Source organism: Marinobacter sp., from assembly GCF_040882185.1.
Classification (GTDB): Bacteria; Pseudomonadota; Gammaproteobacteria; order Pseudomonadales; family Oleiphilaceae; genus Marinobacter.
Genome location: NZ_JBBEBW010000008.1, coordinates 1 through 13,474 on the forward strand (window position 1 = coordinate 1; position 13,474 = coordinate 13,474).

A 13,474-nucleotide genomic window follows, 5' to 3' on the forward strand; every position below is an offset into this window, starting at 1 on the left:
CTTGACGCCGATCTCAACAAGAGGTGTTCATCCCATCATCCCTGTAGGGCTCGGGCTCCGCCATCCATGGCTACGCACGGTTTGGGAAAACCAACCCCGGCATCGCTCTCATTAGGCACTGGTCTGAACCAGTTCGTAAGTTTAATCTACAAGAACACCAAGCCAAGAGGCCATTCAAATGGACATGAAAGAAGCTCTGAACCGAATCGCTTCCAATCTCGACCTCTCCCGTGAGGAGATGAAACAGGTCATGGGAATCGTGATGAGTGGTGAGGCGACCGATGCCCAAATTGGCGGGTTCCTGATGGGGCTGCGCCTGAAAAGCGAGACCATAGACGAGATCACCGGTGCCACCGAAGTCATGCGGGAGCTGGCCACCAACGTATCGATCAAGGCTGAACCTCTGGTGGACATCGTCGGCACCGGGGGTGATGGCGCCAATTTGTTTAACGTTTCTTCTGCCTCGGCGTTCGTGGTCGCGGCAGCGGGTGGTTTTGTTGCCAAGCACGGCAACCGGGCCGTTTCCTCCAAAAGCGGCAGTGCCGACTTGCTCGAAAAAGCTGGCATCAATATCGCTATCACACCGGAGCAGGTAGCTCGCTGCGTTGAGCAGATCGGCGTCGGCTTCATGTTTGCGCCCGCCCACCACGGCGCCATGAAAAACGCCATAGGACCAAGAAAGGAACTGGGCATTCGCACGATTTTCAATATCCTTGGTCCGATGACCAACCCTGCCGGGGTGAAGCGCCAGCTTATCGGCGTCTTCAGTCGGGAATTATGCCTGCCGATGGCGCAGGTACTGCAACGCCTGGGCAGCGAACATATTATGGTCGTGCACTCCAGAGACGGGCTGGACGAAATCAGCCTGGCCAGCGCCACTCACGTGGCCGAACTCAAAGACGGCGAAATCCACGAGTACGACATTACCCCGGAACAGTTGGGCGTGGATAGCCAGTCGCTTGTGGGGCTGAGCGTGGATACCGTAGAAGAGTCCCTCAAGCTGATTCACGCCGCCTTTGGTCGTGGCCACGACGATATGGCAGAGAAAGCCCGGGATCTGATCGCGCTCAATGCCGGTGCAGCCATTTATATTGCGGGCCTGGCAGACTCACTGGCACACGGTGTGGATATGGCACAGGATGCCATCGGCAGCGGCCTGGCCGCCGGCAAGATGTCAGAACTGGCCGATTTTTCCCACTGTTTTGATTAAGCACAGCTCCCTTTAACGACCTTGGCGAACAACCTCTATGACCCATCGAGACAATGACAGAACACCAACAATCCTGCGCAAGATTGTCGCCCGCAAGTGGGAAGAAATAGAGATTCGCAAGCGCTCGTTATCTACCGAGGATCTTCGGATCAGGGCTGGTGATCAACCGCCAGCCCGGGGTTTTGAAGCGGCGATGCGCCACCGTATTGAACTGCAACAGCCAGCGGTCATTGCGGAAATCAAGAAAGCCTCTCCCAGCAAAGGCGTGCTGCGCGATCCGTTTGATCCACCTGCCATCGCAAAAAGTTATGCCCAAGGCGGAGCCACCTGTCTGTCAGTACTGACCGACCAGGATTTCTTCCAGGGCCATGAAGACTTTCTGGTCAGCGCCCGCAATGCCTGTAAACTTCCGGTCATCCGCAAGGACTTTATGGTAGCGCCGTATCAGGTCTACGAAAGCCGCGATATCGGCGCCGACTGCATTCTGCTGATCGCCGCCTGCCTGAGCCGCCACCAGATGCAGGACCTGGAAGGTATCGCTCATGAAACCGGCCTGGACGTGCTGGTGGAGGTGCATAACGCCGAAGAGCTGGAAGATGCCCTTACCCTGAAAACACCCATGGTCGGCATCAATAACCGCAACCTTCATAGCTTTGACGTATCCCTGGACACCACTTTTGAACTTCACCATCACATTGCTTCCGATCGCTTGACGATCACGGAAAGCGGCATCCTCACGCGGGCTGATGTGGATGCCATGACGGAGCGTGGGATCTTCGGATTTCTGGTGGGGGAATCGTTTATGCGGGCAGAAGAACCGGGTTCCAAATTGCGGGAGCTGTTTTTCTGAGCGGGTTATGTAGGTTTCCTACTTTAACCATTGTTTACGCTTGAACACTTTATAGCCAGATTAGTCTCGATATACTTGCGTGGTGAGCTTTGATGCTCCTCAAGGAAACGCCTGCATCATGAAGTATGTTATTTATTTGGCTGCCGTATTCAGCTTTGCATTGATCTCTGGTTTTCTGAGCGCCGCGCCGCTTCAGGTCAGAACACTTGAAAATCCTCCACTTGAGTACATGCTCGATGGCGAAGTAACCGGAGTGGCAGTAGACCTGACCCGTGAAGCCCTTCGTCGCACGGGCCACGCCGCACAGATTGAAATCCGCCCGTGGAAGCGCGCGTTGTATGAAGTTGCAGAGGGCCAGGCGGACATCGCCATTAATACCGGCCGGTCGGATGAACGCGAAGCCTGGGGCATTTTTCCGGACGAAGCTCTGATCAACGAAACCTTTGTTCTGTTCTCGTCAATACCTATGTCATTGCCGAAGGACCTTTCGGGCATCGAACACTTCTCACTGGGGAACCAGCTCGGATACTTCTATGGTGAACGCTTTCACACCAAGGTCACCAATGACCGTTTTCGGTCGGTAGAGACCACCCTGACTATTGAAAAAAACCTTGAAAAGCTGGTGGCCAAACGGATCGACCTGTTTATCGGTGATCTGTTGCCAACCCGCTATTACATCCGTCAGCTGGACTTCGGGGACGACGTTCATATCGTGCTTGAGGAAGGCACCGATCAACCGCTGGTCGTCTCCATATCGCCCACGTTTGCAGCCTTCTCTCGCAAAACCGTATCACCGGAGTTTGTAAAGCGTTTCAGTGAAGCGTTGAAAAAAATGAAAGAAGACGGCTCTTACTCCCAGATAGTGGATTCCTACCTCAACGACTTATAGCCGCCCTCGTCCAACAAACTTTCAAACAACGGCCTCAGCGCGTAACCATGTTCTGCGCATGCTTGATCAGCTCGTCCGGGTCTTTGAGCCGGGGTGGCCTGACGATACCACTCTGACAGCCTGGCCGGTCATAGAGCTCGTTCAGCCAGCGGTTGAGATATTCCAGGCCTTCTACCGAAGTCCCTGACCAATTATGAGTGCGAACCCAGCACCAGTTGGCAAAATCCGCAATGGTTATCTCCTCACCGGCCAGGTAGCGCGACTCCGCCAGGCGGTTATCCAACACCTCAAACAGTCGCCGACATTCTTTCTGATAACGGTCTATGGCCGGTTGGATTTTTTCAGGAAAGTAACGATAGAACACGTTAGCCTGGCCCATCATCGGCCCCACCCCACCCATCTGAAACATAAGCCACTGCAGCACTCGAGAACGGACTTTTGGGTCCTGAGGATAGAACTTGCCATACTTCTCAGCGAGATAAACCATGATGGCACCGGACTCAAACACCACAAAATCGTCGTTGTCCCGATCAACGATAACGGGAATCCGGCCATTGGGGTTCATCGCCAGAAACGCTGGCGTTTTCTGCTCGTCCTTTGAGAGGTCAACCGGGATCAGGTTGTACTCAACCCCCATCTCGTCGAGCGTAACGGTGACCTTATGGCCGTTGGGGGTTGGTGAGGTGTAGACATCGATCATGATAATACGTCCTATACCCGCGCAGACGGACGGGCCTTGATACGTTCATACCAAGCCTGGAGGTTCACTTGCTCAGGTTTGATTCGGATACTGTTTACCTTATTGAACTCGATGGTCGTAAAGGCATTGATGTCTGCGGCGGTGAACTCATCCCCGCAAATGTATTCGCGGTCTGCCAGTTCCTTGTCAAGAAAATGGAAAAACTTTTCAATCGTCAACCGGCATTCTTCGCCCCATTCTTTAACGGGCGTCATCCGGTCCTTGAAGTAACCGCTGGTGTGCTGGAAACACATGCCGGTAGGCATAAAAAAATAGTATTCAATCCAGCGTAGCCATTGTTCAATGTGGGCTTTTTGCAGCGCTGAGTTACCCAGCAGAGGCCGTTCGGGGTAACTTTCCTCAAAATAGCGGCAGATGGCCATCGTCTCAGCAATACAGGTGCCGTCGTCCAGCTCCATCACCGGAACTTTTTTCATCGGATTGCGAGCCGCGTACTCCGGTGTCAGATTCTCGCCTGTCACCAGGTCAATCTGAACAAACTCAGCTTTGTCGAGCAGGCCCTTCTCCTCCATGAACATTCTTACACGGCGTGGATTCGGGGCAGTTTTGGTTTCGTATATTTTCATTGTTTTAACCTCATGATCGTTAGGTGCCTAGGCAATACTCCCCTCAAAGACTGCCGTCCCTCCGACCGGTCGTCAAGGATATTTAACCGGGCAGCGTCAGCAACGCAGATAATCCACGATGCGGGAGATTACCCAGTCCGGAGCATCCAGCGGCAGGTCGTGGCCAGCGCTGGGGTGCACCTGGAGGGGCCACTGCCAGCGACGCTCGAACTCTCTGCTACACCGCCAATCAACAATTCGGTCGCCCTCGCTTGCCAGCACCAGAGCGCTCCCGATCGGGCGCTTTGCTGAGGGTTTGAAGCGAGCCGCAGCCGCAATCTGACGTAGGGCGGTTTGCCAGCTGACAGGCCGTTGACGCTGGATGCTGTACCAGCGTTTGACGGTTGCAGTAGCGACCGGCTGATTGGATGTCAGCGCCAGAATACCCGCCTCACGCTCAAATAGTTCACGGCGCCCGAGCAGACTGAACAACCGGGGTAATGATGCTGGCTTCATTCGATACCAAGGTGGACTGAAGCCGCAACTGGTGTTGATCAGAACCAGTCGTTGAATTTCGCCATTAACTGCGTGCTGAGCCCAGTCAAGCGCCACCATACCGCCCATTGACAGCGCAATCACCCCATAGGGACCGGGAATATGGCTGACCTGTTGATTGACCTGCTGGCGGATCTCAGCAATGGTGCAGGGGCTGCGGTCCTTGAACCGAACTCCGGTGCCTGGCAGATCAATCGGGTGAAAATGATGCTCGGGTAACGCGTCGCGCAGGGCACTCAAGAGTCCACCCCAATGAGTCTGTTCCCGAGCAAGGCCCCGTAACAGAATCCAGTGCATGATCAGTTATTCTCCCGATACCAATGCATAATGGCAGCCTCTCTCAGCATGGACTCCTGATCCGGTGTCGGCAACCAGCTTTCGTGGCTTGCAGCCGCATTCATCAGGAAGTCGATGAAGCTGAGATGACTCCGCAATACCCGCTGATGACGGTGAGGCGCCTGGGGATTGAACAAGCCATCAAGCCGTAATAATTGCCTCGGCCGTTTCTTGATCCAGCGCCAGGACCCCATTTCCAGGGTCAGTGGTATAAAGATGCCTTCCCCTGCCCGATTGACCTGTTTGTAGAAGTGATCCCAAAGGTCGCCGTGGGTCAGGTAATGAAAGGACTGGGGCTCAAACACGTAAGAGTGGTCAGGATAAGCCTGCTCCCAGATCAGTTTGAGCGCCATCACCGATGCTATTCGGCGCATCGGCCGTTTGCGATAGGCATAGGGAAACCATATCTGGTCATGCCAGCCGAAACCGGAATGACAATCAAGTGACACGCTGAACGGCCGACCCGGCAGTAATTGCTGGATCACCGCCTCCAGGGCCCGGTTTTCGGGTTCCATGCCCTGCTCCGGTTCACCCGTGTACCAGGGTAATCTCGAAGACAATCGTTGCCCCCCAAGCATAAACGTACTCTGGCCCTGAGCCGCAATCGGTGAGTTACGCATCAGATCGACACCGTTAGGATTGCTGCGCTGGTTGAGGTACATGCCGCCAGGGTTGAGAATCGGCAACAAAGTAATATGAACCTTGTCGAGCAATACCCGCAGGTGCTGGTCCCAGGCCATACGAGCCAGCAGGTTCTGCAACCAGGAGACCACCACCTGAGTGCCAATGCGCTCTAGCCCATGCACGCCTCCGACCAGTAACAGCACCGGAACATCGGGTGAGTCGCTGCCAATATCCACCCGGTAAATCGGCACGGACAACTCCTTCAGCGTTACCTGCTCGATCACCTGGGTGGTCACAGAAGCGGGCGACTCCGCCAGAATCCGCTCCAGGTTAACCAGCTCCGGCAAAAAGGTACGGAGTAAACGGCGCTGCCGGCTTTTCCGCTTGACCTGCGACGCCGCAATGGCAGAGTGGGGTGTCAGCGCGCGAAGTTCAGTCATAGTAGGCTCCAGGAACATGGCAACCCTTTACGTTAGCGGGCAAGTGCTACAGGTTTGCTACACTTAAGGAGCTTCTGATTCAGGAGTTAATCAGAGGCTCCTTAAACGACACCCCTTTGACGGAAGCCAACCATGGACCACAAAGCCTATCGATTTGAGCTCAGTGCAACCCTGAAAGCCTCCGAACTGGCGTTCCCCGAATCCGAATTTTCCGACCGTTGCCAGCGCACCCGTCAGGCTATGGTGAAAGAAGGCCTGGATGTTCTGCTGATCACCGATCCATCGGATATTTACTACCTGACCGGCTACAACACCTTCGAAGTCTCCGTGCATACCTGTCTGGTTTTCTCGACAAAGGAGGCAATTCTTCAGGTGCCATCCATTGAAACTGGCCCCGCCGTTGTCACCGCTGTTGCAGATGACATATTGGGTTACCGCTGGGAGAGCATCGCTGAGGTTATTGTTCCCTTGTGCGAGCTTTTGGCTGGCTTCGAAGCCATTGGCCTCGACACTTGGAGCCCCACCCTGCGCCATGGTGTCATCAGTCAGTTGCAGGACCGTTTAGGAGCTCATCGCTTCCGGGACGGCGGTGCCATTCTGGACCGTCTTCGCATTGTGAAAACCGAGGCGGAGCTGAAGTGTCTGGAAGCGAGCGCCCGGATTACTTCTGCAGGTATGCAGGCGGCACTCCGAATAATCCGGCCCGGGCTCAGTGACAATGACGTCGCTGCCGAAGGCGCACGGGCTTTGTTGGCTGAGGGCAGTGAATTCATGAGCCTTCAACCTATTGTTACCAGTGGCAAGCGCATCAGTGTGATTCATACCAACCACCGCAGAAATATTATTGCGCCGGGAGATCCGGTGTTTCTGGAATTCGGTTCGGCCTATCTTCGCTACACCGCACCGATGATGTGCACCGCCGTTGTCGGTCAGGCCACCGCTCGAATGCAGCAGATCCGGGATGTCTGCCTGGCGCTCTATGAAACTCTTATAACCAATATGCGGCCAGGGAAAACCTTTCATGACGCCGCTATTGCCGCTGAACAAGTGCTCGCTCCATGGCACGAAACGGTTTTTTTCTCTGGCGTATTTGGCTATGCCGTGGGCGCCCAGTTTCCACCAAGCTGGGTTGAAGGCACCGGCTACATCGCGCGTAACCAGCACGAACCGTTCCAGAGCAACATGGTGTTTCACCTGCCGCTCTGCCTGCGTTTACCCGGGCTTTGGGGCATTGGTATCAGCGATACCGTCCAGGTCACCGAGCAGGGCGGTCGGGCGCTCACCAACAATGACTGGCAGTTGCAGACATCCGGTTAGCGACCCATATGTGCCAACGCTACTTCCAGCGTCTCCGCAATACGGGCGCTGAGCTTGATATCCACCAGACTGTCTGCCCGCGTCCGGCCAAGGTTGAGGGTGGCAATCGGCTTTCCCCATTCATGGGCATGGCGGCAGAACCGGAAGCCGGAATACACCATGAGCGAAGAGCCAATAACCAGAAGACCATCACTCTTGCGGAGAGCATCCAGGGTTGAGTTCACCCGCTGCCTGGGCACGTTGTCCCCGAAGAACACCACATCCGGCTTGAGGATACCGTTGCAACAGGGACAGTTGGCAAGCTCGAACCTGCTGAAATCGATCTCGAGGTCGGCATCACCATCTGGCGCAGCACTGGCATGGTAACGATGGAAGGCCGGGTTCATATCATGGCAGCGCTCATGCACTTCGTCTCTGTCGCATCGGTAGCCACAGGCCATGCAGATCACTTCATCCGCACGCCCGTGAAGGTCCACAACTGCTTGTGTACCGGCACGCTGGTGTAGTCGATCAACATTCTGGGTGACCACCAAAGCGCTGATGGTCCTGCGTTCCAACTCCGCAATATGGAAATGTGCCGGGTTGGGGTGGGCATTACGAATAACCGGCCAGCCGATAAGGCTGCGCCCCCAGTAGCGCTGACGAGTCGTCCTCGACGTCATAAAATCCTGATGCTGAACCGGTTGCTTGCGCTTCCAGGCACCGTCACCGTCCCGGTAATCGGGAATACCCGAATCAGTGCTGACGCCAGCTCCGGTCAGAACCATCAGGTTCGGATTTCGCGCGATAAAGGCTGCCAACTGAGCGCCCGCTTCCGCGGGGCTGTGGGAGATCACAGGCCGATCCGCCAACGGCATGGTGAAGGATCGGGGAGCTTGCTCATTCTGGGCCATGGGTCCAACCTGTTGGAAAGCCTGATTCAAGCCTCCACTTTAGTGGCTGGACGACACCATACCAAGGGTGCTGCCGATTAAATTATGGCGTTCAACGGGTGCCGTACACCACCATGGTCTTGCCTTTTACCTGTACTAATCCCTGTTCTTCCAGGGTTTTCAGCACCCGACCGACCATTTCCCGGGAGCAGCCGACAATACGTCCAATCTCCTGACGGGTAATTTTTATCTGCATGCCATCCGGGTGCGTCATCGCGTCCGGCTCTTTGCAGAGGTCCAGCAGGGTTCTCGCTACCCGTCCGGTGACATCCAGAAACGCCAGATCGCCAACCTTGCGGGTGGTCTGGCGCAGCCGGGTGGCCATTTGCTCGCCAATAAAATAAAGCACCCTGGGGTCTTGCTGCGCAATCTCACGAAACTTGGTGTAGCTGATCTCAGCGACTTCACATTCGCTCTTCGCTTTCACCCAAGCGCTTCGGGAGTCCATGTTATCAAACAGGCCCATCTCGCCGAAAAAGTCACCGGCATTAAGGTAGGCCATGATCATCTCGCGGCCATCATCATCTTCAATAATGACGGTAACGGACCCTTTGACGATGTGGAAAAGTGAATCGCTTTTGTCACCAGCGTAAATAATAGTGCTTTTGGCGGGGTAACGTCTGCGATGGCACTGTGAAAGGAAGTAATCGAGATGTTTTGTCTTTTGCTCAACCGGTCTGACGATAGTGGCCATAATGCGAATCGTGCCTCCTTTAACTGGCGAATGCCGATGTTATTTTGATGTCCCTGCTTTCCATATGGGCTTCTTGTGTTGTTGTCGCTCCTACAATGCAGACACGGGTCATTGGATGCACCCTGACCGACGCCTGCCTACGACTAAGGTCGAACCTTATATCAAGATGGCCCGGTTTCAGCAACCGGGACGCGACCCCAAGCAAGTATAGAACAGTCTCGCATTTTTGCGTCTGCGCCTTTCCAGGCCGCCGAGGCAGTGAAGGAATAAGCAGTGATGTGCTAGCATTTACATTCAACTCATTGGAGGAATGCCATGAAAGCAACCATCAACTGGGCGGGAGAAGCCAGCTTCAAGGCCACCAGCGGCAGCGGCCATACCGTGCAGATGGATGGACCGCCGGATCATGGCGGTCGCGATCTGGGCCCCCGGCCCATGGAAATGCTCTTGATGGGGCTTGGTGGCTGCTCGTCTTTCGATGTTATGAGCATTCTTCAGAAGAGCCGTCAGGATGTCACCGACTGTCGCGCGGAACTCGAAGCAGAACGGGCTGACGAAGTACCCGCCGTGTTTACCCGCATTCATCTGCATTTCGTTGTTACCGGACACCAGCTCAAGGAAAACCTGGTTAAGCGGGCCGTCGCCCTCTCGGCCGAGAAATACTGTTCGGCTTCGATCATGCTTGAGAAAGCCGGGGTCGCCATCAGCCACAGCTACGAAATTCGGGAAGCGTGACACCCCAACGCTGACAGGCGGAAACCGCAGCCTTGCCAGTGCCAGCTAAAATGTCTTCAAAACGCTATTCAATGCCGTAAAGGGTGTGCATAATACGCACCCTCTTCCGCCGGTCTGTGCAAATGGTGACCAGCCCGTTCAGTTCTCGGTGGCGGCCTCAGTGCCATACAATCGCTGGCATGTTCGAGCAGGCATGACCACACTCATTCAACTCCAGAGCTGGGGGCTGAACATGGAATCAAAGCTTCAATTACACGGGTTTAACAACCTCACCAAGTCACTTAGCTTCAATATCTATGACATCTGTTTCGCCCAGACCGAAGAGCAGACCGAAGCCTACATTGACTACATTGATGAGATGTACAACGCCGAGCGACTGACCCAGATTCTGTCCGATGTTGTCAAAATTATCGGCGCCAACATTCTCAACGTTGCCCGTCAGGATTACGAGCCTCATGGCGCATCGGTAACGATGCTGATTGCAGAGCATGAACTGACCAATGGCGAACCGGACAACGAAGAATCCCCGGGTCCGCTGCCGGACGCCATCGTTGCTCACCTGGACAAGAGCCACGTGACGGTTCATACCTACCCGGAAAGCCATCCTTACGAAGGCATCAGCACCTTTCGGGCGGACATCGACGTCTCCACTTGCGGCCTGATCTCGCCATTGAAAGTACTGAACTACCTGATTCACAGCTTTGACTCAGACGTGGTGACGGTAGATTACCGGGTTCGCGGCTTCACCCGTGACGTTGACGGCACCAAGCATTATATCGATCACGACATCAACTCGATCCAGAATTATCTGACCGAGGATACCCAGAATGCGTATCAGATGATCGACGTCAACGTTTACCAGGAAAATATGTTTCACACCAAGATGATGCTGAAGAACTTCAAGCTTGATAACTACGTATTCGGAGTCAATGCTGGCGACCTCGACCCGGGCGAAGCTGACTCTATCGAACAACGCCTCAAACGGGAAATGCTGGAAATTTTCTACTCCAGAAACGTCGAATAAGCCATTCTGACCGGCGGGTCACTCCATGACCCGCCGGTTAGTCAGTTTTTTTGAACAGTCTTTCCAGATTTCTCCGTTTTCATATTCTTACTGATCGGCGTTAAATAACTCCATACCCTGAATCCACAGGTCTGGAGACAACTGATCATGAAAAATATCCTTGTTATCACCACCAGTATTTTTGGTCAAACCGGCCAGTCTTCTCAGTTGGTCGAAAAAACAATCAGCAACCTCAAGGCCCAGCATCCAACGGCTGCGGTTATCTATCGCGACCTTTCCAAGCACCCTGTACCTCATATTGATGCTGAAAGATTTGGCGCTTTCACCACGTCTGCGAGTGATCGTTCTGACCTGGAGAATCAGGTCATCGCCTATTCAGATGAGCTGATTTCAGAAATTGTTGGAGCGGATGCCGTTATTCTTGGGGTCCCCATGTACAACTTTGGAATTCCGTCAACGCTGAAAGCCTACTTCGACCACATCGCGCGGTCCGGAGTGACCTTCCGCTATACTGATCAAGGCCCAGAAGGATTACTGGAAGACCGTCCGGTCCTCATTATGGCAGCCAGAGGCGGCATCTACGCAGGTACCGAGAACGACACCCAGACTCCCTACCTCCGAACGTTCCTTGGATTCCTCGGTCTTAAGGATGTCAGTTTTGTTTACGCAGAAGGCTTGGCAATGGGCGATGACAAGAAGGACGCTGCGCTTGACAAGGCATCCACCAAGATTGATGCATTGACCGCATAAGCACCCTAATCGGACAGGAGGTGTACGATGACCACACGCACAATCAAACAGGTGATTCCCGCTATCGAGACCTCTGATGGGGCCGGGGTGAAGATCAAGCGTTCCATTGGCCAGAGCCAGGCAGTGCGGCTCGATCCATTCCTGATGCTGGATGAATTCGGCTCGGATCAGGCGGCGGACTATCTGGCTGGTTTTCCGTCCCATCCCCACCGTGGATTCGAGACGGTCACCTACATGATCGAAGGCCATATGTTGCATGAGGACCACCTGGGCAATCAGGGAAACCTGAAGAATGGTGGCGTGCAGTGGATGACGGCAGGTCGTGGCATTATCCATTCGGAAATGCCCCAACAGGAAGAGGGCATCATGCGGGGGTTCCAGTTGTGGCTGAACCTGCCAGCGGCCGAGAAGATGACCGACGCCGGCTACAGGGACATTCAACCGGAGGACATCCCCGAAATTCCGTTTAGCGGCGGCAAGCTCAAACTGATCGCCGGTGAACTCGATATTGAGGGCACAAACCGGTGTGGCGCAGTCACCGGCGGCACCACCGCTCCGGTCTATGCCGACATTCATCTGGAGGCTGACGGGCGCCTTGAGTTGCCTCTGGCTGGGGAACTCGATGGCATGCTGTACCTGTATGAAGGTGGTGCCAGCCTTGGCGACCAGCGGTTAAGTCCCGGTTCCGCCAGTGTTCTGAGTTCCGGTGACAGCATCACGCTGGCGGCTGGCGCTGAAGGCGCCCGACTGCTGCTGATCGCTGGCAGGCCAATCGGTGAACCTATCGTGCAATACGGGCCGTTCGTCATGAATACCCGGCAGGAAATCGAACAGACACTGCAGGACTACCGTGACGGGCGACTTACCGCCTGATCAGAACCCTGAGCAAGACGCAAAAACTGCCCGTAAAGGCGGTTTTTTGCGTCTCAGGCAAAAGACTTCTGAGCCATCAACTCGGTTACCATGGGACGCATGATCAAATCCATTGCCAGCGAAAGCTTGGGGCCCGGGATAACAAGGGTGTCGTGCCGGGACACGCTGCTATTGCCGATCATCTTTAGCAGATAGGGGAAATCGATTGCGGACGGCTCACGAAACCGGATGACAATCAGGCTCTCATCTTCCGTCGGCACATCACGGACAACAAAGGGATTGGAGGTGTCCACCAGAGGAATACGCTGGAAATTAACGTGGGTGTGGGAGAACTGTGGGACGATGTCATGCACATAATCGTCCATTCTATTAATAATGGTTTTAACCACATCTTCCTGGGAATAACCGCGGAAATAGGTATCCCGCCGGATCTTTTGTATCCATTCGAGATTGACGATAGGGACCACGCCAATCAACAGATCAACATACTGGGCAATATTGTAGCTTTCGCTCACTACACCGCCATGCAGGCCTTCATAAAAAAGCAGATCTGTGTCGGGCGGCAGGGGTGTCCAGGCCGTAAACGTCCCGGGCTTATGGCCTTCAGCGATCAGTTCGCGGTCTTCGTCGTGGACGTAACGGCGGAATTGACCGCTGCCGGAATGACCGTAGTCGTAAAACAGCGCTTCCAGTTTATCGATATGGTTGGCAGCGAGCGCAAAATGATTGCGCTCACCGAACTGGCCTTTGGCCGCCAACCGCGTCATCTGATCCCGGGTGTAGCGATGGAAACTATCGCCCGCCACCATCGCCGCATCGATACCTTCGCCAGTAAATATGCGGCTAAAGCTGTTGCCAGTCGTGGTGGTGCCAGCGCCGGAGGAGCCGGTTACGGCAATGATGGGGTGACGTCGGGACATAGTAAGACGATTCCGGAAGC

Annotated in this window: 15 protein-coding genes; 8 read left to right on the forward strand and 7 right to left on the reverse strand. The window is 54.7% G+C overall.

Annotated features, from left to right (window positions below):
• Window positions 1-178 precede the first annotated feature (178 nt).
• The 3 genes from trpD (at window position 179) to WEB64_RS06090 (ending at window position 2,949) form a co-directional block, all read left to right on the forward strand.
• Window positions 179-1,210: an anthranilate phosphoribosyltransferase gene (gene trpD / locus WEB64_RS06080; RefSeq protein WP_368060202.1), complete on the forward strand. Its 1,032-nt coding sequence runs from the start codon at window positions 179-181 to the stop codon at window positions 1,208-1,210.
• Between the two features lie 37 nt (window positions 1,211-1,247).
• On the forward strand, window positions 1,248-2,060 hold the full coding sequence (gene trpC, locus WEB64_RS06085) for an indole-3-glycerol phosphate synthase TrpC (RefSeq protein ID WP_368060200.1): 813 nt from the start codon (window positions 1,248-1,250) through the stop codon (window positions 2,058-2,060).
• 118 nt (window positions 2,061-2,178) lie between these two features.
• Entirely contained in the window at window positions 2,179-2,949 is a 771-nt protein-coding gene (locus WEB64_RS06090; RefSeq protein ID WP_368060198.1) for a substrate-binding periplasmic protein, read from the forward strand.
• Between the two features lie 34 nt (window positions 2,950-2,983).
• Here WEB64_RS06090 and WEB64_RS06095 read toward each other — a convergent pair whose 3' ends face one another.
• From WEB64_RS06095 to WEB64_RS06110, 4 genes are all read right to left on the reverse strand, one after another.
• Window positions 2,984-3,649: a glutathione S-transferase family protein gene (locus WEB64_RS06095; RefSeq protein ID WP_368060196.1), complete on the reverse strand. Its 666-nt coding sequence runs from the start codon at window positions 3,647-3,649 to the stop codon at window positions 2,984-2,986.
• An 11-nt stretch (window positions 3,650-3,660) separates the two neighbouring features.
• Window positions 3,661-4,275 (reverse strand): glutathione S-transferase family protein, encoded by a 615-nt coding sequence (locus WEB64_RS06100; protein ID WP_368060194.1) that lies wholly within the window; start codon window positions 4,273-4,275, stop codon window positions 3,661-3,663.
• 96 nt (window positions 4,276-4,371) lie between these two features.
• Window positions 4,372-5,106, reverse strand: a complete 735-nt coding sequence (locus tag WEB64_RS06105) for an alpha/beta fold hydrolase (RefSeq protein ID WP_368060192.1) — start codon at window positions 5,104-5,106, stop codon at window positions 4,372-4,374.
• 2 nt (window positions 5,107-5,108) lie between these two features.
• Window positions 5,109-6,209 carry a M14 family zinc carboxypeptidase gene (locus WEB64_RS06110; protein WP_368060190.1) on the reverse strand — a complete coding sequence of 367 codons (1,101 nt, stop codon included), beginning with the start codon at window positions 6,207-6,209 and terminating at the stop codon, window positions 5,109-5,111.
• A 132-nt stretch (window positions 6,210-6,341) separates the two neighbouring features.
• Here WEB64_RS06110 and WEB64_RS06115 point away from each other — a divergent pair, with 132 nt between their 5' ends.
• Entirely contained in the window at window positions 6,342-7,526 is a 1,185-nt protein-coding gene (locus tag WEB64_RS06115) for a M24 family metallopeptidase (RefSeq protein WP_368060188.1), read from the forward strand.
• Here WEB64_RS06115 and WEB64_RS06120 read toward each other — a convergent pair.
• Together WEB64_RS06120 and crp are read right to left on the reverse strand one after the other, a co-directional pair.
• On the reverse strand, window positions 7,523-8,383 hold the full coding sequence (locus WEB64_RS06120; RefSeq protein ID WP_368060819.1) for an NAD-dependent protein deacetylase: 861 nt from the start codon (window positions 8,381-8,383) through the stop codon (window positions 7,523-7,525). The genes WEB64_RS06115 and WEB64_RS06120 overlap by 4 nt on opposite strands.
• Before the next feature lie 127 nt (window positions 8,384-8,510).
• Entirely contained in the window at window positions 8,511-9,152 is a 642-nt protein-coding gene (gene crp / locus WEB64_RS06125) for a cAMP-activated global transcriptional regulator CRP (RefSeq protein ID WP_368060186.1), read from the reverse strand.
• Between the two features lie 315 nt (window positions 9,153-9,467).
• On the opposite strand from crp, the gene WEB64_RS06130 reads away from it, so the two are divergent.
• The 4 genes from WEB64_RS06130 (at window position 9,468) to WEB64_RS06145 (ending at window position 12,534) form a co-directional block, all read left to right on the forward strand.
• The gene (locus WEB64_RS06130; protein WP_368060184.1) at window positions 9,468-9,887 is read left to right on the forward strand and encodes an OsmC family protein; all 420 of its coding nucleotides are present in this window, start codon (window positions 9,468-9,470) and stop codon (window positions 9,885-9,887) included.
• Window positions 9,888-10,119: 232 nt separating this feature from the next.
• Window positions 10,120-10,911 (forward strand): adenosylmethionine decarboxylase, encoded by a 792-nt coding sequence (gene speD, locus WEB64_RS06135; protein ID WP_368060818.1) that lies wholly within the window; start codon window positions 10,120-10,122, stop codon window positions 10,909-10,911.
• 147 nt (window positions 10,912-11,058) lie between these two features.
• Window positions 11,059-11,661, forward strand: coding sequence for an FMN-dependent NADH-azoreductase (locus tag WEB64_RS06140; protein WP_368060182.1), 603 nt, complete (start codon window positions 11,059-11,061; stop codon window positions 11,659-11,661).
• A gap of 27 nt (window positions 11,662-11,688) precedes the next feature.
• Entirely contained in the window at window positions 11,689-12,534 is an 846-nt protein-coding gene (locus tag WEB64_RS06145) for a pirin family protein (protein ID WP_368060180.1), read from the forward strand.
• 53 nt (window positions 12,535-12,587) lie between these two features.
• Here the strand turns inward: WEB64_RS06145 and WEB64_RS06150 are convergent, their stop codons facing one another.
• Complete coding sequence (locus WEB64_RS06150; protein ID WP_368060178.1) at window positions 12,588-13,454, reverse strand: phosphoribulokinase; 867 nt, start codon at window positions 13,452-13,454, stop codon at window positions 12,588-12,590.
• Window positions 13,455-13,474: the final 20 nt, after the last annotated feature.

Coding starts and splice junctions, on each gene's coding strand:
- WEB64_RS06090 (WP_368060198.1), top strand. CDS start 2,179: ATGAAGTATGTTATTTATTTGGCTGCCGTATTCAGCTTTGCATTGATC.
- WEB64_RS06110 (WP_368060190.1), bottom strand. CDS start 6,209: ATGACTGAACTTCGCGCGCTGACACCCCACTCTGCCATTGCGGCGTCG.
- WEB64_RS06095 (WP_368060196.1), bottom strand. CDS start 3,649: ATGATCGATGTCTACACCTCACCAACCCCCAACGGCCATAAGGTCACC.
- WEB64_RS06120 (WP_368060819.1), bottom strand. CDS start 8,383: ATGCCGTTGGCGGATCGGCCTGTGATCTCCCACAGCCCCGCGGAAGCG.
- WEB64_RS06145 (WP_368060180.1), top strand. CDS start 11,689: ATGACCACACGCACAATCAAACAGGTGATTCCCGCTATCGAGACCTCT.
- WEB64_RS06140 (WP_368060182.1), top strand. CDS start 11,059: ATGAAAAATATCCTTGTTATCACCACCAGTATTTTTGGTCAAACCGGC.
- WEB64_RS06100 (WP_368060194.1), bottom strand. CDS start 4,275: ATGAAAATATACGAAACCAAAACTGCCCCGAATCCACGCCGTGTAAGA.
- WEB64_RS06115 (WP_368060188.1), top strand. CDS start 6,342: ATGGACCACAAAGCCTATCGATTTGAGCTCAGTGCAACCCTGAAAGCC.
- speD (WP_368060818.1), top strand. CDS start 10,120: ATGGAATCAAAGCTTCAATTACACGGGTTTAACAACCTCACCAAGTCA.
- WEB64_RS06150 (WP_368060178.1), bottom strand. CDS start 13,454: ATGTCCCGACGTCACCCCATCATTGCCGTAACCGGCTCCTCCGGCGCT.
- WEB64_RS06105 (WP_368060192.1), bottom strand. CDS start 5,106: ATGCACTGGATTCTGTTACGGGGCCTTGCTCGGGAACAGACTCATTGG.
- trpD (WP_368060202.1), top strand. CDS start 179: ATGGACATGAAAGAAGCTCTGAACCGAATCGCTTCCAATCTCGACCTC.
- WEB64_RS06130 (WP_368060184.1), top strand. CDS start 9,468: ATGAAAGCAACCATCAACTGGGCGGGAGAAGCCAGCTTCAAGGCCACC.
- crp (WP_368060186.1), bottom strand. CDS start 9,152: ATGGCCACTATCGTCAGACCGGTTGAGCAAAAGACAAAACATCTCGAT.
- trpC (WP_368060200.1), top strand. CDS start 1,248: ATGACCCATCGAGACAATGACAGAACACCAACAATCCTGCGCAAGATT.